This window comes from Pseudomonas frederiksbergensis, from assembly GCF_017114915.1.
GTDB classification, from domain to species: domain Bacteria; phylum Pseudomonadota; class Gammaproteobacteria; order Pseudomonadales; family Pseudomonadaceae; genus Aquipseudomonas; species Aquipseudomonas frederiksbergensis_I.
Genome location: NZ_JAAUOE010000022.1, coordinates 21,303 through 43,413, shown reverse-complemented (window position 1 = coordinate 43,413; position 22,111 = coordinate 21,303). Strand labels below are relative to the sequence as shown.

At 59.5% G+C, this 22,111-nt stretch carries 10 protein-coding genes; 4 read left to right on the top strand and 6 right to left on the bottom strand.

Annotation, left to right across the window (positions count from 1 at the left end):
• Window positions 1-65 precede the first annotated feature (65 nt).
• The 4 genes from HCU66_RS16625 (at window position 66) to HCU66_RS16610 (ending at window position 15,263) form a co-directional block, all read left to right on the top strand.
• On the top strand, window positions 66-3,098 hold the full coding sequence (locus HCU66_RS16625; RefSeq protein ID WP_205889501.1) for an Ig-like domain-containing protein: 3,033 nt from the start codon (window positions 66-68) through the stop codon (window positions 3,096-3,098).
• 136 nt (window positions 3,099-3,234) lie between these two features.
• Entirely contained in the window at window positions 3,235-6,804 is a 3,570-nt protein-coding gene (locus tag HCU66_RS16620; RefSeq protein ID WP_205889500.1) for a Tc toxin subunit A, read from the top strand.
• A gap of 48 nt (window positions 6,805-6,852) precedes the next feature.
• Complete coding sequence (locus HCU66_RS16615) at window positions 6,853-10,959, top strand: Tc toxin subunit A-related protein (RefSeq protein WP_205889499.1); 4,107 nt, start codon at window positions 6,853-6,855, stop codon at window positions 10,957-10,959.
• On the top strand, window positions 10,956-15,263 hold the full coding sequence (locus HCU66_RS16610; protein WP_205889498.1) for a hypothetical protein: 4,308 nt from the start codon (window positions 10,956-10,958) through the stop codon (window positions 15,261-15,263). Before HCU66_RS16615 ends, HCU66_RS16610 begins: the two co-directional genes overlap by 4 nt.
• A gap of 8 nt (window positions 15,264-15,271) precedes the next feature.
• On the opposite strand, the gene HCU66_RS16605 is transcribed toward HCU66_RS16610, so the two are convergent.
• Genes HCU66_RS16605 through HCU66_RS16580 form a run of 6 tightly spaced genes read right to left on the bottom strand, consistent with a single transcriptional unit; the run spans window position 15,272 to window position 21,973 of the window.
• Window positions 15,272-16,603: a DUF58 domain-containing protein gene (locus HCU66_RS16605; protein ID WP_205889497.1), complete on the bottom strand. Its 1,332-nt coding sequence runs from the start codon at window positions 16,601-16,603 to the stop codon at window positions 15,272-15,274.
• Window positions 16,600-17,598 (bottom strand): AAA family ATPase, encoded by a 999-nt coding sequence (locus HCU66_RS16600; RefSeq protein ID WP_205889496.1) that lies wholly within the window; start codon window positions 17,596-17,598, stop codon window positions 16,600-16,602. Before HCU66_RS16600 ends, HCU66_RS16605 begins: the two co-directional genes overlap by 4 nt.
• The gene (locus HCU66_RS16595; RefSeq protein WP_205889495.1) at window positions 17,595-18,758 is read right to left on the bottom strand and encodes a DUF4350 domain-containing protein; all 1,164 of its coding nucleotides are present in this window, start codon (window positions 18,756-18,758) and stop codon (window positions 17,595-17,597) included. The genes HCU66_RS16600 and HCU66_RS16595 overlap by 4 nt, the downstream gene beginning before the upstream one ends.
• Complete coding sequence (locus HCU66_RS16590) at window positions 18,755-20,287, bottom strand: DUF4129 domain-containing protein (protein ID WP_205889494.1); 1,533 nt, start codon at window positions 20,285-20,287, stop codon at window positions 18,755-18,757. Before HCU66_RS16590 ends, HCU66_RS16595 begins: the two co-directional genes overlap by 4 nt.
• Window positions 20,274-21,251 (bottom strand): stage II sporulation protein M, encoded by a 978-nt coding sequence (locus HCU66_RS16585; RefSeq protein ID WP_205889493.1) that lies wholly within the window; start codon window positions 21,249-21,251, stop codon window positions 20,274-20,276. The genes HCU66_RS16590 and HCU66_RS16585 overlap by 14 nt, the downstream gene beginning before the upstream one ends.
• Window positions 21,248-21,973 (bottom strand): RDD family protein, encoded by a 726-nt coding sequence (locus HCU66_RS16580; protein ID WP_205889492.1) that lies wholly within the window; start codon window positions 21,971-21,973, stop codon window positions 21,248-21,250. The genes HCU66_RS16585 and HCU66_RS16580 overlap by 4 nt, the downstream gene beginning before the upstream one ends.
• Window positions 21,974-22,111 lie beyond the last annotated feature (138 nt).

The following is a 22,111-nucleotide window of genomic DNA, read 5'->3' as shown; positions in this document are numbered from 1 at the left end:
GTAATTCGTTATATCGAAGATGAGATCTGGCGTACTGAAAGTAATTCTCTTATGGGGGGAGTGCCATGACTACCAATCATGTAGCGCCAACAGGTAGTGCTGTTATAACGACACCCGTCGATAATGGTTTCGTCAGAAACGCTCAAATACCGGTGTCGGGAACAGTCCCCCTGAACACTTTGCCCGTCGTCGTGCGAATGTACTTCGGTGTAAACCCGACACCGGTAGCCCAGGAAACGGCGGCTTTTAATGGTACCAACTGGTCTGTCGACATAAGGGGGACTTTTGCTCCCGGTGCCTACCGCCTGGTTGCGACGCAGTCGGGAGACACCGCGATCAGTGTCACCCTGCGCGTCACTCCCGTCGCGATCACCTCTCCCTCGGGAGAGGTGCCATCCAAGCAGTTCACAGTCAGCGGAACCGGTGCTGAGCATGGGCTGGGTACGGTCACGGTGTATGACTCCAACAACCGGGTTTTGGGTCCTGGTACTACCACTGCAAATGGGGGTTGGACTGCGCCGGTTACCATGGAGGGTGAATCCTTGACGTTCTATGCGACACAGAAAATCGGGAGCTACACCTCGACGCGATCCGATCCAGTCACTGTTTCATTGAAAGCCAATGTCGTTATCACGGCTCCCCTCGATAATGCCGTAATCACCGAATTCACCCCAATAGTTTCCGGGGATGGCAAAACCGGCGCGAGCATCACCGTCCACCGGGCCGGTAATAGTGCCGATGTATATGGCACGGGATCCGTTCTAAGCGGCAAGTGGAGCATACGGCTGACCAAGGCTCTGCCGCGCGGTTCATTTACCTTGCAAGCGTCGCAGAACTACAACGGACCCATCACCCTGTCCAATCAGGTGCGCGTCACGGTAGAAGTCAAACCCAAAACACCCGTTATCGCCACTCCTGCTGAAAACTCAACCAACCCCCCCTCATTTCCAGTCACCGGAACGGAGGGGGAAGTTGGCGCCACGATGCGTATCTACCGGGATCTCACTGACACTGTGGTGGGGCAGGCCCCGGTTAACGGTAATTCGTGGAGTATCCCCGTCGCAGCCCCGCCAGGCTCGTTTCGCGTGACCGCGCAACAGGAGGTGAGCGGTCAGAAGTCCGAGCGCAGTCAGCCTCGCCAACTCAATATAAAACCTCCGCAACCCGACAAACTGACGGCCGTTGTTGACGCCAATGGTGCTGTCACGGTGGGGGGCAACGGGTATGTCACGGCAACGTTTTATATCCATACAGATAAAGCAGCAACGCCTGTGGATTCGTTCCCTGTGACAGTCACTCCCTGGTCCAAGAGGTTCGATGACTGGCAACCTGGGGATTACAGCCTTGATGGTCGGCAAAGCGTGCCTGGTCATCAGGGACAGGCGATTTATTCCGACTGGACGGCGCAAAGTAAGGCTTTTACGTTGCCCGTCCCACAGCCGACCTTGAGTGTTAGGGTCAGCCCGCAAGGCATACCGACCTTCGAGGGGCGGGGGAAATACTGGGCGGGCCATCCGCACTCCCGGGTAGAGGTCAGGCTGAACGGCGAGACAACGCCTGTCGAGCCCATCGTCGAAGTGGATGAGAATGGGCTGTGGTCCATCACAGCAAGAGCTGCGTGGGCTCCGGGCGACTATCAAGTGACAGCGATTCAACGGTTCAATGCATTGTCTTCCGCACCCGTCACACCGCCTGTTCCGGTGGTTATCCCGGCACAACGTCCCGATATCGACGACATCGTCGAAAACGGTCAGTCCCCGCAGATCAGCGGCAGGTGCTGGCGTGGGGCTGTGGTCACGCTGAAATTCGGCAACGATCCGACTCCCCATCCAGTGCCAGACACCGATAACAACGGTCAGTGGACTTTCCGGCGTGCGGCGCCCTTTCTCCCGGGTACCCACACCTTCACGGTGACCCAAACCTTCGGCGGTCAAACGTCCGATGAGGCATCCGGTACGTTCGAGATCGATGTGCCCCAACCGATGATCACCCCTCCGCCCGGTGGGCAAGTCGGGCATTTGCCGGGGCTGAACGGCACCCAGGGGATCGTCGGTTGCATCATCAAAGTGTTCGATAATGTGACGTTGGAGTTGTTGGGAGAGGTGACGGTAGCCAGTGCCAATTGGACGGTCAGTCTCAAGGAGCTCGAATACACTACCTACACGGTGTTCGCCGTACAAAGCCTGGGAGACAAGGCATCTGAACCCAGCCCCACTGTCACCTTCGAGGTGGTGCTGTTCGCACCGTCGATTACCCGTCCAACCCCCCCGCGCAATGAACCCCGCGCCTTGATGATCGAGGGCAAGGCCATAGGGAAAAGCGGGATTGATCTGGCCCAGGTCGAGGTCGAGGTGGACGGCGTCGCAAGGCCTCGAATCGTCGCGCACCCTGACACGGGGCTTTATCAGCTCAACCTCAATTTACCCGTGGGGCTACATCAGGTGAGGTGCCGGCAGTTCATGCGGGATGAGGCGTCGCCGTTCAGCGAACTCGTTCAGTTCACGGTTGTTCCCGGCGCACCGCTCATTGAAACCCCGGCGGTGAATGAGACCGTGGCGGGGACGACCGTGGTCGTCTGCGGGTTCGGGTACGGGGGCGATACGGTCGAGGTGGCGCTGGCCAGCGCGCCCGGTGCGCCGCTGGGAACGGCTGTCGTTCAGCCGGACGGCACCTGGTCTTGCACGATTGTCATTCCCGACACATCGGGTGCTCATTCAATCGTTGCGACCCAGCGGCTCGGCGAATATGTCTCGGACAAATCACCCGAACGATCGATTGTTTTGCCCGCCGAAGCGCCAACGTTTATCGCACCGTCAGAAGGAAGCTGGAATCAAAATCCACCTGCGTTCGGTGGGGGCGCCCGCGAGGGAGCGCAAGTTGAGGTCCGTGCCTGGTACAACGCTGAAGACAAGCTCGTCCAAGGTATACCTGTCAGCGGTGGAGCTTGGGCAGGCGAGTCAGGCAGGCCGCTTGCAGAAGGCGGCAATTGGGCACAGGCCGTGCAAACCGTTGCTGGAAAAACCTCGATGGCGGCTGACAGCCCGCGATTCGAGATTGCACGGCATGAAGATTCCACACCGCGCCATACCGACCCGTAATCACCTGACCAACGGTCACGTCTACTGTCATTTATGACAGTAGACGGCGGCAAACGCCTGCGGCCAAATGGAGGCAAGGCAACGTCAGATTCGCCGCGACTTCACTTGACGCGACATCGGACCCAGGAGCATCAGTATGACCGCCTCTCCCGCGCAAATCGCACAGCAAATGTTTGCTCAGGCCACCGGTAAATCGAAGCGCTCGACATCGGCGGCCCTGACGCGGTTTTTCAAGGCGGGGGGGTCGGTCACGTTGCTGGCGCAACGAGGTGTCGATAGATTGATGCGCGACTATAAACTCAATCGCCAGCAGGCCCGGCAGTTCCAGGAGCGTCTGAACGTCCTGTCGACGGCCGTGCTGCGACGATTCATCGAGCATCAGTTGAGTGGGGAGAGCGTCGGGCCTATAGAGGGCGGTCTCGATAACGGCCCCACCTATGTTCGGGTGTTCAAGACGAAGTTCGATACGTTGTGTCCGCCGAATGCGATCGAAGCGGTTCATTCGCCAGCAGCCTATCTGGTGGCTCTTCTGCATTGGGCCCTGAAACGGCTGGGGGAGACCGATGACAGTGCTTTCCCGCTGATCACCCGGCGCGCGGACCTGGAAAAATTAAGGATTGACTTCATGGCGGTCCACGGCTCGGTGTCGTCGGTGCAAGTCATCACCGGCATCATGGAAAAATTTATTGAAGCCACCCTCGGTGCGCTGCAAGACCTGGACGAGGAACTGAGCAAACAGGCGTTTCCGCACGAACTGCCCTTTCACTGGCCCTGGGTGACGATCGATCATGTGTTGAAGGGGCATGCCGAGTCAGTGGGCAGTGTGGTGCGCCAGTGTGATCGGCAATACCCGTACTTTCTGCGCTCGACGCCGTGGAGCGATAAGTCGGACGTGGCCCTGGTTCAGTCAGCGCGGCTAAGTCCATCGCTGCGAACACTCCTGACCGAAGCTGCACATTTCCCCGGTGGGGCCAGCAGCTTTTACCCACGATACTTTGGTCTCAAGGCTGTTGAAGGGCCCAATCTGGCCAACGTGTACTTGTTCAATGAACGAGCGAAACTGGTGACATCGAGTCTTGAGGCCTTGTTATCGATTGAGGGGGCATTGCCTGTATTGTCCGTCAATGCGCCAGGTCACGTTGTCGGTACGGGCCCGGACCCGGTGACCGGCAAGGACTTCGGATCGGTTTTCATCCATGAGGGCAAGATCCCGCCCATCACCATCCGTCACGCCGAGAATGATCTGCTCAATCGCTTTGAGGGCATGACCGAAGACCGGATTGACCGCATCCAGCGAATGCTGCGACTCAGTGATGCGCTCGAGTTGCAATTTCCCCAAACCGATCAACTCATGGTCGCCGCCAATCACGCTGAAACGCCGTTACCCACACCCCCGCCCTATTGGGTAACGCCAAACACCCTGCGAGCCCTCGGTCTGTTTCAGGAACTGCGCAATTTGTCGGTGTGCCCCCCGGAAGATTTTGCAGCCTTCATCTGGCGGATGTCCGTGTTTGGAACGGGGACGGAACCGTCTCACTTTGATCGTGTTTTCAACGGCGCTGTTCCCGTTTCCAAGCCTCTGATCCTCGATGGCCGGGCGTTCCCCATCATTCCGGTGACCGAGGCGGATGTACTCACGGTCAAGCAGTTGCGTCGCGGCCTGGGCATCGATCAGGAAACCTATTTTTACCTCGCCCATCTGATCGCTGCGGCCCACGGTCTCGATGATTTGACGTGCAGCTTGCCGATAGTTTCGAGTTTCTACCGGATGGCCCGCTTGCCCAGGATGTTGGGGATCAGCGCCATCGAGGCCATCCTGTTGCTGCAATTGATGGGCGGTGAGGCTTGGGTCAAGCAGCTGGCAGGTGTGCCGACGATCAACAGTGCACAGACCCCGGATGTGCCGGATGCACTCAGCGTGATTCATGCCTTGGCCGATTGCGTGCGCTGGTTGCAGGCCGCGCAGTTGCCCGCCCATTGGGTGCTGCAACAGGCCACGGCCTGGCCACGGTCGCAACCCGATGAGGTGCAGCGGACGTTGTTCGAATCGTGGCGCCGCCAGGTTCCGGCCGCCCTTATGACTGAAGACGCCCTGAAAATGGCCGGTGTTGCCCCGCTGTCCAACAGTCGACAATGGTTGCAGGCCTTGACAGCACTGGTAGACGAGCGAGGCCTGATCCGGCATTTCGCCGAATCGGCAGAACGTTCTTACGAAGCCTACGCCCGGGAAATGACGGAAATTGCCGTGGAAGCGGCGACCGGAGTCCTCGACAAAAATCTGGTCGAACTGATTGTCGCGGTCCTGATGCGTTGCCGTGGCGGTCAGGGCAGTGTGGTGGTGGAAGGGCTGGTGGCCTATAGCGGTCTGGCGGCCAATCTGGTTTTGCAGGTGCTTGGCTGGTCCGGCGGGACGGTGCACTACGTGCTGACTCAGGTGCTTGGAATGTCGCAGGGTGCTGTCGGCGATGTCTTTTCCGGTCCATTGGATGAGGAGCCGAACGACCCGGTTCTGGACTTGCTGGCCGAGTTCTCCCGTCGCAGTGCTGTGGTTGCCATGCTGGGCCTGAACAGCGAGTTCCTGACCTATTACATTGCAACCAACCCTGCCCAAGGCGTGCACCCGTCATCGACCGAGGCGTTCAACCTGCCTGCACTTTACGAGCTGACGGTTTACAAGCGAGCCCTCGCCATGATCAGTCAGCCTGAGGAAAGGCTGCTCGATTACCTGCGACGTATGCATGCACTGCCGGGTAATCTGAGCAACGATGGTCTTGAACTGGTGAACGCGCGTGCGGCGAAGTGGCTGGCGGAGCTGTTCAACTGCAGCGTGGCCGAGGTACTGGCTTGCGCCCGACAGGTCAACCCGGAGAAAGGCTTGATCGTGACCTTGGGTCACCTGGATGGACTGACGCGGATTCGCTTGCTGGCGGAAAAAACCGGGCAGACCGCCGAAACACTCATCAAAATCGGAACGCTGCCCCCGGACAGCCATTTTGCCGCTTACACACACGTTGCGGATCTCGTCAGAGCCAGTCTGTCCAACCCGCCGGATCCGACCTATGCCGACGACATCCGGGCGGTGGAGCAGCAGGATGTGCTCGTCAGCTGGACGACAAATCCGCATCCGGTCGAATTGATCGCCAAAAAACCGGACGAGTTCGCGACATTCACTGTTACGGTCACGAATTCCACCGGTGTAGCGCTATTGAATGTCAATGTTCATTGCGAGTCCGCACTGGGACGGTTCGAGCGGCCAATGATCACGACGGGAAGCGACGGCACCGCGACGGTCAAATTCTACCCGGATGGTCGGATGGGCACTGTGACCCCGGTTTACGCCCTTGATCTGCGCGACAAGGTGCCAGCGCCGAGGGTCGAGATCGTCCCGGACCGGACCACTCTGCATGTCAAAACCGAGGACCCTTTCCCGTTACCCGCCAGCAGTGTTCCAGTCGGAACGCTGGTGACCTTTCGCGCCATCGTTCAGGACAACTATGGCAACCTGATCGCCGACGAGCCGGTGTTCTGGACACTCTCCCCGTTGCCGCAGCCGGGCATCGAAACCCGCACCGACAGCCAGGGGGTCGCCGTCTTGACCTTCACTCAAGCCGAGGCGAGCACAGTCAACGTCAAGGCCAAGGCCAGCAACGGCACTGAAGTCGAGTTCCGTCAGGTGGAGTTTGTCGCGGTGCCAGCTGAGCCTTGACGCGCTGCATTGCCCCATGAATCCAAATCCATGCGATAGGAGACGGTGATGTTTGACAAACAACTCGGTGAACTGGCGGCCCTGCGGCGCAATGCGTTGATTGATTTCAGTCTGCACGCCAAGCACCAGAAGGCCGGTTTGCCTTTTCCGATGAAGACCCGGTCCGCGGATGACTTGTGGGAATGGTTGCGCTCGGATCCCCTGGACAGCGATGAAGTTCAAACCTCTAAGGTCGCGGAGGCTATCAGTTGCCTGCAGCAATATATTCATGCGGTGTTGCAGAAAATCGAGCCCGGTTACGACGGACGAGAGTTCGATCCTGACCTTCTGGGTGAGTGGGAGATCGCCAGCAGTTACGGCCCCTGGTCGGCCCTCATGCAGCTTCTGAGCACGCCCGAGGATTACATCACGCCTTACGTGCGCATTCGCAAGACCCGCTTGTTCAAGGCACTTGAAACCCATGTGAACCAGGCAGCGATCACTGAAGACCTGGTCCTTCAGGGCGTGCAACGCTACCTGCGCAGCTTTGAAGAAATCTGCAATTTGCAGGTCATGACCGGTTATATGGATGGTGCCAATCCACTGGATGCTCACTATTACCTGGTGGGCAGGCAACGCATTGCACCTTATTGCTGGTTCTGGCGCGAGGTGAACATCGTGCTGGAGGCCAGCTCGCCCTCGGTCAATCCCACGGCGTGGTTCGAGTGGGAGAAGGCTGAGATACCCACCGATGACAGCGTGCTGGACAGTCGTCTGGTGTATTGGGAAGGGCGGCCGTGCATGGTCTGGGCCCAGTGGCGCGAGGGTGCCCAGGATAACGAAGGACAGTTGCAAAGCCCTCACGAGCTGGAAATCCTGGTGGCGTTCATTGCCCTGGACAAGAGCTGGTCGCCCCCCATTCGCTTGCACCTGCTCAAGACGTACGTGGACGTTTCAGCGGGGTGCCGGCTGGTGGCGGTGATCTTGCGTGACACGATCGATACCCAATACCCCAAAGGCCGATTGGCCGTGCATGTGACCAATGCCAAACCGAGGGACAGCGCCCCTTCAGCGCGTTCGGTGGCGATCTATGAAACCCGTGACTCGCTGTTTCGCAAAGTGAAGGACGAAACGGCCCTCATGGATTATCTGGTCAATGAGTTGTTTCTCGATTCCCGTACGTTCCAGCGCAAGGTCGAGCCAAAGCTGTTCCCCGCCGTTGACAGTCAGGTCACAAAACCCGGTACGTTGGCCGATGCCCTTGGCATCAAGGCTTATATCGTTCGCAAGGATGCTTCCAACTACTCGCTCTGGTTCCAGGGGCACTGTGCTCAAGTGGCAGAAACCGACCCCAAGCCTGTCCAGTTCACGCTGGAGCTCGATGATCGGGATGTAAACGACCCGTTGCCGGACGTTGCCGACTACCCGAGCACTGGAGGATGGGCAACGAAATGGCTGGAAGTCACGCGACAGACCTTCAACGGTGACACGATCACCCTGAAACTATCGGGCACGGGGAGTGGCGCCACGTACGGTGAAAGAACCCTCGTGGTGACGGTGCCAAACCCGCTGACGGACCCAGGCCCCTTGCCGTTCATCGATGACAGCAATGCCCAGGGCGCGCAGTTCCTTGCCTTCAACCAACCGGCGGCCACCCTCAAGCTGAAATATGTTCGGCTCAACACGTTGATCGGCCACAACCTGGTGTTCGCCTCCAGCGTGTCGATCAGTGCATTGCTCGACTGGGCGACACAGTTTCCGAAAGAGCCTGCGTTACCTGATGGCACGACTGAGCCCAATGGTCCATTCGATGGAGCCAACGGATTGTTTTTCTGGGAGCTGTTCTTCCACTTGGCGCACTTCATTGCGATGCGCTTACGTGACGAAAGCCGCTTCGAAGAGGCCCTGAAATGGCTGGATTTTCTGTTCAATCCCAAGGCCCCTGCCAAACCTGTTGATGGCGAGATTCCGGGGAAACCGGCGTATTGGCGCTGCCGCCCCTTGAACATCGTGCATTCGCTTATCGACTATGAGGCCGCGGCTCGCAGGGATCCGGACGCCATTGCCTATTCGTCGCCCGTGCACTACCAGAAAGCGATTTTTCTCGACTACGTGAACATCCTCATCGCCTGGGGCGACTGGCTTTACCGGCAGATGACACGAGACAGTCTGACGGCCGCCAAACTGCAGTATGTGCGGGCCAAGTCGCTGATGGGGATCAGACCCGATACCCGCAGTACCAATGGCTGGGTGCCGAATACACTGGGTGAGTTGGTGAAAGAGGTGGATGCCCCCTTAGCACTGATCGAGTTCGAGAAGACGTTGCGCCTGCCGATTGACAAGCTACCAGTGAGGTCTTCGGGGTTTTTGCATGCGGGCGTGTATGGCACACGCTCGTTCAAAGTGCCACTCAGTCCACGCCTGCTGACGCTGTACGACTTGCCCGAGCAGCGGATCGACAACATCCGGCATGGCCGGACCATCGACGGAAAAACTGCGTCTGTGCCGCTGTTCTCGGCCATAGATCCCAATGCCTTGTTGAGTCACCTCGCGGCCGGTGCATCCGGCCCGGTACGTCCCATGGGCGGGCAACTGAGGGTGGCCGCGTTCCATTGGCAAGTGTTGTTCGACGCTGCGCTGGAAATGATCCAGCAATTGAAGGAACTGGGGAGCGAAGTGCAGCGCCTGCTTGAGCAGAAGGATCGTGTCGAGCAGGAGGAAATGCAGACGCGTCATCTGACCGAACTGGGCGACTTCGCCCGGCGCGCACAGGAGCAAGCCATTGCCCGGGAGGAAGAGACCCTGACCGCGCTGCAATTGAGCAGGGCGACGGTCGTGGAGCGCGAGCAGTACTACGGCGATTTATATGAAAAGAACATCTCGCCTGATGAGTTCAAAGTCATGGAGCATGTCGAAGATGCTGCGGGCATGGTGTCCTTGGCGACTGGGTTTCAGATGGGGGCGGCCGTTATCCATGCCTTCCCCAATATCTTTGGATTGGCAAATGGCGGGCATGAGCCGGGTCATCTGGTGAGTGCTGTCGGCTTCGGATTCCAGATATCAGCCGATGTTTCACGGGCCAAGGCTGACAAGACGGCGACCTCCGAAAGTTACCGCCGACGTCGAGACGATTGGCTGTTTCTGCGCAATCAGGCGACGGCGGAAAAAAATGCGATCGACGCCCAGATTGCCGCCCAGGCGCGGGCTGTCGAGGCGTCGAGGGTCAATCTGGAGCAGACCCTTGCGGTCAACGCCCAGGCGGTGCAACTCTTTGAATTTCTGCAAACCCGGGCGACCAATCGCGAGTTGTTCCAATGGCTGATTGGCCAGGTGCAAACCTTGCATTTCCAGGCCTATGACCAGGCGGTGGCGCTGTGCTTGAGCGCGCAGTCAGCCCTCAGGGCGCAAACCTGTGAGTTCCAGGCGTTCAATCTGGACACGAATGTGTGGCATGACAACCGCCGTGGCTTGACGGCGGGCATGGCCTTGCAGGCCGGGTTGTTGCGCATGCGTTCCGATTACTTGCAGCGCATCGAGCGGCGCCAGGAAATCCTCAAGACGATCTCACTCAGGCAATTGTTCGACGACCCTGCGACACGGCAAAAGGGTTTTGACAGTTGGACGCAGGCCTTCGGCCACTTGCTGGACACGGGAGCGCTGGAGTTCCAGATGATCCAGTTACTGTTCGATCGCGATTACCACGACCATTACTGCCGTCAGATCTTGCGCATTGAAATCACCCTGCCCATGCTGACCAACCCCTTCGAAAATGTCGTGGCGGCGCTGATCCAGATTGGCAGCTACATCGCCACACAACCGTCGAAAGCATCACTGGATTATCTGCACGGCCCCGGAGACGAGGTGGCACCGGCCGATGTGCTGATCAATCTGAGCGCTGGCCAACAAATCTCTCTCTCCACGGGGCTGGATGACGCCGGCCAGGTGTCGCTCAAACCGGATGAAGGCTTTATCGCGCCGTTTGAAAATACCGGCGCCGTGTCGCGCTGGAAGATTGTGTTTCCGTGGCCTGTGAAGCAAAACCCGAGGCTCATGTCGCTGACCGATATCGTGGTCAAGGTGTATTACACCGCCAAAGTCGGTGATCTGGCCTTCTCCAAAAAGGTTCAGGAGTGGGTGGAACGTACTGACGGCAAACCCGAGGAGCGTCAATCATGAGTGTGAGAGCCATCGATACGGATCACAGCTTCGTGAAAAACGGAGATCAGACAGAAGGTTTTGATCACTGGGATGATGTGAGTACTCAAGGGGAGCGCGGACTTCGGGGTGATTGGTGGGGCGACGTCTATGTCATGATCATGACACTCGCCGACCTGGCGGCGGTTCGTCAAACGATGAAGGTGCCGATTGCACAACAGGCTGATGCCCGTTATCGCGTGCGTGTTCTCTACGAAAACACCTATCCGTCATCTGCCGGTCAAGTGGTGGTCAACAAAAAGGGCAGCATCGATACGTTCGTGATCCCGTTGCCGGCGAAGTCGGGGGCGCAAGCTGCCGATCCTTTGGCGGTCGATCTGACCGAGGTGGAAGAGGAGTTGCCGGACAGGCTCGATCTGCAGGCAGGCGATGAGCTTGAGCTGAAGTTTTGCAGCCCGAAAAAAATACCCGGTGACGGTGGCTCTGCGGAAATCCGCCTGACCGGCATCTGGCTGAAACTGAGTTTGCCACCGTTGGAGTTGGTAGCGTTTTCCATTGATGGCCGGCACTTCACTCCCGCCGATGTTTTGCCTCTGTGCCTGGGAGCTACCGGTGATCAAAGTCACGGGATTTCTTTTGAGAAGAGTTCAGCAAGCGGTTGGGACGAGGGGAGCCTGTGGCTTTATGGCAATCCGCTGGGCGCCATCACCGGTGAGCCAGATTTGGGTAAGACCCAGCTGATCAATCTGCCATGGTGGCTCGATTGTCCGAATCTGGGGGGCGATGAGCCTAATGAACTCACCATGAAGATCCACAGCAAATACACTGCGCAGCCTTATCCGTTGCGGGTTTCGTTGGGGCATCATTTGCTGGAGCTGATCGCCCTAAAGCAGGCGGAGACTCATCCGGTCATCGAGTATGGCGAATCAGTGGAGCTGCAAGTTCAGGTCAGATCCGTCTACACCCAGGCACCGGTAGTCCGAGAGGTGATCTGGCGGATAGAGGGAGAGGGAAAGACGATCCTGCACCGGGCACCCACCGATGCTCAAGGTCGAGCCACTTATCCATACACGCCCACTGAGGCCGGCCTGAGCAGGATTACCGCCTCTGTTGTCAGTCCTTTATCCGAAAATGGCGAAGCGACGCACACATTCGACGTCCTGGCGTTTGCCACCGATCCACTGAAGACCTTGCAGGCCCGGTTCGACGACGGACCACCGGCCCTCTGGGGAGAGAAAACCCGCTACCCCGAACGCGGTGAGTCATTTCGCATCTATCTGGACATCCCGGCGGATCATCCTCTGCATGACGCTGAATTCTTCCTGTTCTGGGGGGAGGGAGATCTTCCCGCGGATCTGGGGGCAACAGCGCTCCCGGATTTTGGCCATCCTGCAGTGGTAGTCGGTGGTTCAGTCCTTTGGACGCTCAACTTCGGGGGCAGCCGCGATGGTTTCTTTGGCTTGGTCATTGGCTGTTCCAGGTTGCAGCGTCCATCGCGCAGCAATGCCATGTCGTTGGCCTACAACAGAGTCGAGATCGGCGAGACCTGGGGGCCGAACAAGTCGCCGGTGGTGGATGAAGGCGACGTCGTCACGTGCGCGGTACAAGTGCAAAGAAGCGACAGGCAACCAGTCAGCAATGTAGAAGTCCGGTTTGAAACGCCTGTCGGTTCGGTCAAATCTCTCACGGGAGTGGATGGCTGGGCGAGTGTAGACCATCAGCCAGACAATGCCGATGAGTCCGTGATTACTGCGCGTGTCCAGCGCCATGAAGATGCGCCAGTGCTTGAACATCCATTTTCAGTCAAGACCTTGCCTGTCAGCAGCTGGAAAGGGCAAGTCACCTTCACTCTGGACGGGAAGCCGATCGACCGGGTAGTGCAGGGCGTGATCTGCCGACGAGGCAGGACGCATAGACTGCGTATTGATCCCGTTGAGGGCAGCAGCTTTATAGGCAAGTCGATTGCGCTGGATTGGGGGGAGGTAGAGCCCTTGTCGGGCTTCGAAATGGATCCCCAACCCGGTATTCCCCGGACAATGGGCGTCGATGGCCTCGAATGGAAGATCACTTCGGGCATCGATATCAGTGGGTTTTCAACTCTGAGGTTCAGCAGTTCCCATTTGACGGAAACGCGCGAGTTTCCGTTGCGACTGCTGGCCAGTGATCTCGCCACAGAAGTCCGAGCCATGCTTGATCATGTTTCGGCTGAGTCGGGTAATGACACGCTATTTCCCTGCCTGTGGGCCAAACACCAGTTGGTACTCATGCCACACGGGATCAGTGCGTTGCATGGACTGCCGATGAAGTCGGACATCACACCGTTGCCGCCGGGGATGGTGGCCGTTCCCCCGCTTTCAACCGATGTCGTCATGACGGCGGGCGGTGCGCGCCGGGAGCTGGATTTTACCAATAGCTCCGACAACGCCGAGATGACGTTGACCAAAACGGTCGTGATCGGTGACGAACTGCTAACGGCGCAGACGCCATTGAATCTGGATCACAATAAAATCAGAGTGGTTGCTGCGCGCGGGCCGGCCATCGATCCGGTTCTGAGCAAGGATGAAAGTGTCCGATTGCAAGCCCGGTTTTATTCAGCATTTGCGGATCGGCCGGTCCCAAATGCGAGAGTCGGATGGCAGGTCGGGAGTGGCGCGCCAGTCGACTCCTTGACGGATGTGGATGGCTGGGCGATGTACGATGCCCGTTCAACACAAGCGGGCCTCAGCGAGGCAAGTGCGACTGCGAACAATCCTTTTGACCAGTCAAAGGCTGAACAGTGTTATCAACTGAACACCCTGGCGGGCGACCCATGGCCGAGTCTGCGTTTGGTGACCGATTCACTCGAGCAGCTCTGGGCGCAACGCGCACTTTTTCCGAGGCGCGGCGAGGCGTTCAACATGCGCCTTCAGGCCGATGTCGACAGTGCCCTGCTCGGGCAATCGGTGGCAGTGGGTCTGGTCAGCCCGGGTCAGAGCGAAGTCGGGCTTGTGTTTGCCGACCCGCTGGGCGAATTCCGCGAAGTGACGGAAAAAGGGCTGGATATCTCCTTCAATGCGGGTGATCTGAAGGACAGCGGTCTGGCTATTCAACTGGCTGCCAGTCGTTTGTTGGAGCGGTCGGCCCCTCAACCCATGTCATTGGGTTCCCAAGCCATTGCCGCCAACATCACGGCGAGTCCCGGTGTCCTTCAGGTTGTCGATTGGGGGAAGCAGGTTCTTTGCGAAGTCCGGTTGACGAGTGGGGTGACCGGCAGGCCGATGGCCAATGTGCGGATCAAGTGGACGCGGCTGGGGCAGGAGCCAACGTATACGACCACTGATTTTCATGGCAGGGCGCGGATAAGTTTCCTCCCGCCCTCATCCGGTCCGGGTATTGTCACGGCGTCCGTCGTGGGTGGGGCTGATTCGGCGTCGGTCAATATCCACTATTCAATGAACGAACCGCGTCGGATTGAAGCGCTGGTCGTTGATGCGATGAGCGGTTTTCCGGGGCAGAAAGTGTCAGCCTTCGCCTTGGTGGTATCGGCCATCACCGGCAAGGCGCTGCCGGATGCCGAGGTGCACTGGCGGCAGGGGAATCTGGCGCTGCCTTCTACGCTCACCGATGCTCAAGGCAAGGCAACGATTGAGTTTTGGCTCCTGCCAGGCCAGGTCCGATTGACCGCCTCGGTGCGAAGCGGTCTGGCTGGCACAGATGCGCAATCAGTCATCCTGTCGGCGCCGCAGGATAAACTGGTCGTTGCAGAACTGAACAGTGACAAAACGACGTTCTGGCTGGGTGAGACCATGACTGCTCAGGCCCGGGTGCTCTATGAACAACAGGGTGGTGTTGCGCCGGGTGTCCCTGTGGATTGGAAATTCCCGCCTTTGCAGTCGAGGATGTCCATGACCGATGACAAGGGGCTGGCAGAGGTGGAGGTGACGGCTCCGTATGTCGGTGTGTATCAGTTGGCTGCTTTCGTCCGAGAAACTGCCGCCGGATCGAAGACATTGAATTATGAGGTTCTTGATCCGCTTGATTCTCCTGAGCATGCGAATATCGAGTCCGTTACCGCAGCACCAAATCCGGTTTACAAGAACAATTGGGTCACGATGACCGCGCTGATCGTGGGAACGAAATCCCGGCTACCCATGCCCGGCAGGAAAATATTCATGTCCAGAAACGGGCAGCCATTTTTCGAGAGCACAACTGATAGCAATGGAAAAGTCGGGTTCGCGTGGAGACCGTTTGACTCATCGGAGCAGGTTTCACTTTCCGTCAAAGTCGAAAATCCAGGAGGGGGTTCGATCAGTGATGCCGTATATGTCACAGTTCTGGAAATCTGATTGACGCACTAAAACGCCCCGCTTTTTTTCCAGGACAGATACTGCGTCACCAGTCCGGCCCCAAGTTCCGAGGGGCGAGCGTCCAACATGGGTATTCCATGAGCACTCATCTGCTCGTGGAGTTCGGCCCGGTTGTTGAAGTATTCCACTGCTGCGCAATAGGCAGAGGCCTCTGGTAAGGTCTGTACCAGCGTGCGTCGCACATCATCGAGCGCTTCCTCGTGCAGGCTTGCTATCAGCACGCGGTGTTGCTGACTCAGGCGTTTTACCGCAGTCAGCAAGTCCTCACCGTCCTCATCCCGCACATTGCTCACCAGCACCACCAACGCCCGACGCTTTTGCCGGGCCAGCAACTGATTCACCGCTGCCGGGTAGTCGGCGGGACGTTGCGTGCTGTGAAGGTCGTATACGCTGTTAAGCAACACATTGAGCTGCCCAGTCCCTTTGACCGGCGCGAGATAGCGCGGCTGATCACCGGCAAACATACTCAACCCCACCGCATCCCCCTGCCGCAACGCCACGTAACTGAGCAGAAGACACGCATTCAATGCATGGTCGAAATGCGACAGCTCACCGTCCTGACTACGCATCCGCCGTCCGCAATCGAGCATGAAAATAATCTGCTGATCACGTTCGTCCTGATACTCCCGGGCAATCGGTGTGCGATGCCGGGCGGTGGCTTTCCAGTCGATCTGGCGCTGGCTGTCGCCCTCTCTGAATTCGCGCAGTTGATGAAATTCCAGACCTTGCCCGCGCCGTTGCCGCTGGCGCACGCCGAGTTGGCTGAGCCAGTTGTCAACCGCCAGCAGTTGGCCGCCGTAGAGGCGGGCGAAGTCGGGGTAGACGCGGGTGTGGTCGACCGCGTTGAGCAGGCGTTTGTCGGACCACAGGCCCATGGGGCTTGGCAGGTTGACTTCGCAGTGTTCGAAGGTGAAGTGACCGCGTTTGAGGGGGCGCAGGCGATAGCTGATCTGGCTGTGCTGGCCGGGTTGCAGTTCGACGGGTAATGGGAGGTGTTCGAAGTCCAGTCCGTGGGGTACGTGGTCGAAGATGTGTAGGGTCAGTGGTAGCGCGAAGTGATGTTCGACTTGTAGCCGCACTTCGCTCCAGCGACCGAGTGCCAGGCTGCCGGGCATTTGTCGTTGCACGTGGGGTGAGGGCAGGCGTTTGAGGCGGAGGGCGTCGAGTGTCGCCAGGGCCAGCAGTGCCAGCAGCAATCCCCAGTTGATGGATAACAGGCTTGATGGAACGGCGATGTCCAGAGCTCGCAGGGTGCCCAGCACGATGCTGATGGCCAGCAGGATCGTAAGCCAGATCAGCAGCAGGCGCGAGGGTTTCACAGGCGCGGCGCCGGCACTTGATCGAGCAGTTGCTTAAGCACCTGATCGACCTCCAGCCCTTCGATGTCCAGCTCCGGGGCGATACGCACGCGATGGCGCAGAACCGCCAGAGCACAACCCTTGATGTCGTCGGGAATTACGAACTCGCCGCCGCGCAACAAGGCCCGAGCGCGGGCGCAACGTACCAGGGCGATGGAGGCGCGGGGGCCGGCGCCGAGGGTCAGGCCCGGCCAGGTGCGGGTGCTGCGGGCCAGGCGCACGGCGTAGTCGAGGACCTGATCGTCCAGCGGCAGGTCGCTGGCGATGCGTTGCAAGGCCAGCACGTCCTTGGCTTGCAGCACGGTGCGCAGCGGTTGCACGTCGAGCATGTCGGCCCGGGTCGAGCGGCTGACCTGGCGGACCATGTCCACCTCCTGCTCGGTATCGGGATAGTCCATGCGCACCTTGAGCATGAAGCGGTCGAGCTCGGCTTCGGGCAGTGGATAAGTGCCTTCCTGTTCGATGGGGTTTTGTGTCGCGAGCACCATGAACGGTTGGACGATGGGCAAGGCGCGGCCTTCGAGGGTGACCTGGCGTTCCTGCATGGCTTCGAGCAACGCCGCCTGGGTTTTTGCCGGGGCGCGGTTGATCTCGTCGGCCAGTAAAAGATTGGTGAACAACGGGCCTTTGCGCAGCTTGAACTGTTCGGTTTGCAAGTCGTACACCGCGTGGCCGGTGACGTCGCTGGGCATCAGGTCCGGGGTGAACTGGATGCGGGCGTATTCGCCACCGAAGCAACGGGCGAGGGCGCGCACCAGCAAGGTTTTGCCCAACCCCGGCACGCCTTCGAGCAGCACATGGCCGCCGGCGATCAGGGCGGTGAGGACGTCGTCGATCACGCTGTTCTGGCCGATCACGGCTTTTTGCAGCTCCGTCCTTATCGCCTGGGCCAACTGGCTGGCGCGTTGACGCTGCTGGGCGGCGTGGGACTGGGTGCCGGGCTCGATCTCACTCATAAGGCATTCCTCAAGATTTGCAGGTGGGCGACCTGACGGCTGAATTCAGCGCTGGACAGGCGCTGCTTCGGTCGCGGGCTCATGGCCTGGCTGATGGCGCGCGTGGGTTGGCCGGTCAGGCGTGCGAGCACCAGCCATTGTTCGGCGACGCCGAGTTGTTCAAAACCGGGATGACGGTGACGGACCCGGCGCAGGATGTCGTGCTGCAAGGCTTGCAGCAGACTTTGCTGACCGCTGCGGCGCAGCATGAAATCGGCGCTGGCGCGCAGGTGTTCCTGCAGTTGGCGGCGGGCTCTTGGGGGCGGCTCCAGCATCGGGCCGCTGCGCACGCCGACATGCCAGCATCCCAAACCAATCAAGGCGAGCAGGGCGACCAAGGCTTGGGGGAAGTAGCGCCACAGCAAGGTCAGCAAGCTGTCGTGCTCGGTATTGAACAGCAGGGTCACGTCGGTGTCGGCGGTCAGGTACCACAGCAGCCAGGCGTTGTCGTACTGGTCGATGGCCGGGTTTTTCCACAGGTCGGCGTCGGTGACTACGGTGATCGAACCGAGCCCATGAGTCAGCTGCATCATGTGCGTGGCCTTGCCACTGTTGGCCCAAGCCTGGGCGAGGTTTTTCGGGTCGTCGAGGTGGAACGCGGTATCGAAGCCGACATAGGCCGGCGCCTCTTCGTTTTCCAGGTAGAGCTTGGTCAGTTTCGGGTAGGGGTCGTCCCTGAGATCGGGAGGCGAGTCCTTGAGGTCTTTGCTCAAGAACTGATGCACCTGCACCCGGTCGAGCAGCAGGTCATTGCTCTGACCGATCTTTTCATCCCACAGGGCTTCGGCGACGAATAGAAGTCGTCCGCCGGCCCGGGTCCAGTTCAGCACCTGATCGACCTGTCGCGGCGACATGTTCGACCGGTCGCCGAGCAACAACAAACTGTGCTGATGGGGCTCAAGGGTCGGCAGGATGTCGAGGCTGTTGGCGTGGCTGACGTTCAGGCCCTGTTTGCGCAGAAAGTGCTCGGCCGCCAGATAGGGATTGGCCTGGGCTTCGGGGGACGGGCCGTGATCGATTTCTGCCGGATAGGGCGTGGCCTTGAGATACAGGTAAACACTTAACGCGCCCAACAGCACGACGATGAATACGCCGACCGCCAGCCACAACCTGCGATTCAACGGACCACTCCCGGGCCGAATAACGCGCGCCAACCGTCACAGAGTTCCTGTTGCAAATGCGCCGGTGGCAGGCGATGCCCGTAGGCCATGTTTTGCCAGTGCGCGGTCAGTTTTTTGCTGAAGGCGAGTAACGCCGGTTGTTGCAGATGTTCAATGCGCTGAAGAACCTCGCCTTCGGTGTCGGCGGGTTTGAGCGCCATGTTGAAGTCGTGCAGCAAGTGGCTGAGCAGGGCGCGATAGAGCAACCCGAGGGCTTCACGGGGGTTGGTTTGCCAGAGGCTTTCGGCGCTGGCCGCGATGTCGGCGGGCAAGGTTTCTCGGTTGAGCTCCAGGCCGAATGCCTGCTGCGGTAACGGCCGCGTGATTTTGCGTTTTAACGCCGGTCGGCGGCTGACGAACGCCTGCAACCAGTCGCGGTAACGCCAGATCAACAGCCCGATGGCGCCGACCACCGTGCCCCACAGCAACACTTCGATCAGGCTGGCCAAGACGCCGAAGCGTTGGCTGTCCAGCAAGCTGAACAGCGCCTTCAGCCAGGCGGGCGTTTGACCATTGTCCGTAGCGGATTTGTCTTCGCCAAAACGATAACGCGTGACTGTTTCCTTGTTCTTGAACGGTGGCTGTTCGAGGATGGCCTTGATGCTGTCCCGGGACGCCTGGCTGGTCAGTGGTTGCTCCAGCAGACGCGGACTGTCCGGTGACATGGCCGGTTCGGCGGCCCAGGCGCTTTGCGTCGTGGGCACCAGCAGGATCGCGGCCAGCAGCAGAGTGACAACCGGGGTCAAGCGTTGGCGCAAGCGGCGGAACACCAGTTCGATGTCCCAGGCTTCCAGCCGCGTGCGCCGGTTCAAATACAGGCTGAAACCGCAGGCCACATAGACCGGTTCCCAGACCACCAGCACCAGGGCGTAGAAGGCATTGGTCAGGTGTTCCAGCCAGCGCCAGTCCTGCACGGCGGCGCTAATCAGGATCTGCCAGCTCCAGTCGAGCTCCACTTGTTGCGGCAAGAGCATATAGAACAGCCCCATCAAGCCGATCCACAGCGCGGTTTCCAGATGCACGCCGATGATCGTCAGCCACTGGGCGGCACCGGCATTGCGTTGCAACAGCACGCGTAAACGCTGTTGTCGTGCTTCGCCCCCCAGGCCTTCGAGTTGCACCACGGGCATCACAAAACTGCGGCTCAGGCTCAGGCGACGCCAGGTCAGGCTGGCCAGCAGTTGCGGCTTGAGCAGGCGCGGCCATTGGCGCAGGGCCTGTTTGAGCGTGGGCGTTTCGCCGAACATGGCTTTGGACAGGATGTACAGCGGCAACCGATCGAACGCTGGCTTGAGCCACCAGAACAGGAGCACGGCGAGGGAGGGCGAATCCCACAGCAGCAGGGTGAGCAGGGCGAAGACCGGCAAGGTCACGATGGCCCAACTGATCATCAACAGGCCTCGATGGCGCTGACTCAGCAGCACCCCCAGGTCCATGGCTTCCCAGGCCGTGCGCGGGCGGATCACCACGCTGGCGTCACTCAGGCGCATGGCGGGTCCGTCCGGCAAACAGCAGATAAGTCGCCACGAGTAACCAGAGCGCCGCGCCGACCAGGTATTTGATCAGCGGCGCAGTTGCGCTGCGCGCCGACCAGTAGGCTTCGATAAACGCCGCCAGCAGCAGAAACAGCATGACCCCGCAAATCAGCAGCACGCTTTTGTGCGCCGCCCGTTGCAGAGCCTCGCTCCGTGGCAAGCGTCCCGGCGCAATCAAGGCCCAGCCCAGTTGGAGGCCCGCGGCACCGGCCAGGGCAATGGCGCTCAGTTCGAAGGCGCCATGGCCGATCACGAACGACCAGAAGGTTTGCCCATAGCCGATGTGCGTCAGGTGCCCGGCCACCGCGCCGATGATCAAGCCGTTGTAGAACAGGAAAAACGCGCTGCCCAGGCCAAACAGCAAACCGCTGGCGAAGGTCTGAAACGCGATGCCGATGTTGTGCATGATGTAGTAACCGAACATCACCCAGTCTTCACTGGCGGCTCGTTCTGCCAAACGCCCCAGATGACCGGCGTCGGGGTCGTACATGTTTTGCATCTCGCTGACCTGCTCGGCCGGGATCAGGTTGTAGACCAGCTCCGGGAACAAATACACCAGCAAGGCAAAGCCGATCAGGCTGCCAAAAAATATGAGGCTGGCAGCGAGCACGAAACGCCACTGTTCGCGCACCAGTCGCGGGAAGTCGGCGAGGATGAAGCTCAGCACATTTGCACCCAGCCGACTGCGATGCCGGTAAAGCTGTTGATGCCCGCGCAACACCTGTTGCTGCAACGAGTCGATCAAAAAGCTGCTGTAACCACGCTCCTGAGCCAGGGCCAGGTGTTGGCATAGCCGTCGATAATCGCTGGGGAAACTGGCGATGTGTGAGGTTTGCTCGTCGCGCTCCAGCCGTTCGAGCATGAGTGCAAATTGCTCCCATTCGGCCTTGTGGCGACTTTCGAAAAGGCTTTGCTTCATGCCGGGCCCAACAGTGCGCGGGCGATGCCGTTGAGTTCGGCCACGGCCTGTGGCTTCGATACCTGCAACGGTTGCGCGAGTATCGAGGCAAGCTCCATGGCCCGATCCTCGGAGAGTTCACTCTGACGCTCGGCAAACCCGAGGATGGCGCGTTGTTCGGTCAGCGTCAGCGTGAAGGCGGCGCGCCGTGGCAGGACGTCGGGCAGCTGCGGGCGGGTGAGCGGTTGTTCGCGGTAGACCACCAGCGTACCGGCGGCCAGGTCACCGAGGCGTTTGAAGGTGGGATGTTGCAGGCAACTGATGGCTCCGAGGAAATAGCCGAACGGCAGCATGTCGACGAATCGCAGCAGGTTGCGCAGCAAGGACGCGGACCAGCCGATCGGCGTGCCATCGTCGTGCACCACTCGCAACCCCATCCATTGCTTGCCCGGTGAGCGCCCCTGATTGAGCACCTCGAACAGCACCATGTACCACCAGCTCACCACGAACAGCAAAATCGAGCCGAGCCCCGCGCCGAGTTTTCCGAGAAACGCCAATAGCATAAACAGCAGGCCCAGGATCAACCCGCGCAGGCCCAGGTCGATGGCAAACGCCAGCGCACGGACCATCAACCCGGCCGGGCGCAGTGGCAAGTCGATGCCTTCGGGCGTTTCGACGTGATACCGCGTGTCCAGTGGCGGGGCCAGCGTTGCTTTCCCTGGCAGTGCTGTGGTCTCGAGCATGGGCAACCTTGGTGTGGCCGGTTTGCGATTCGATGTCCGTCCGATGCTAGCAGTCTCTCGGGGGAAAACGACATAACTATGTATTGCACATCGTGTGGCGTCAGGTGGTTGAATGACAGATCGCTGGCCGCGATGGCG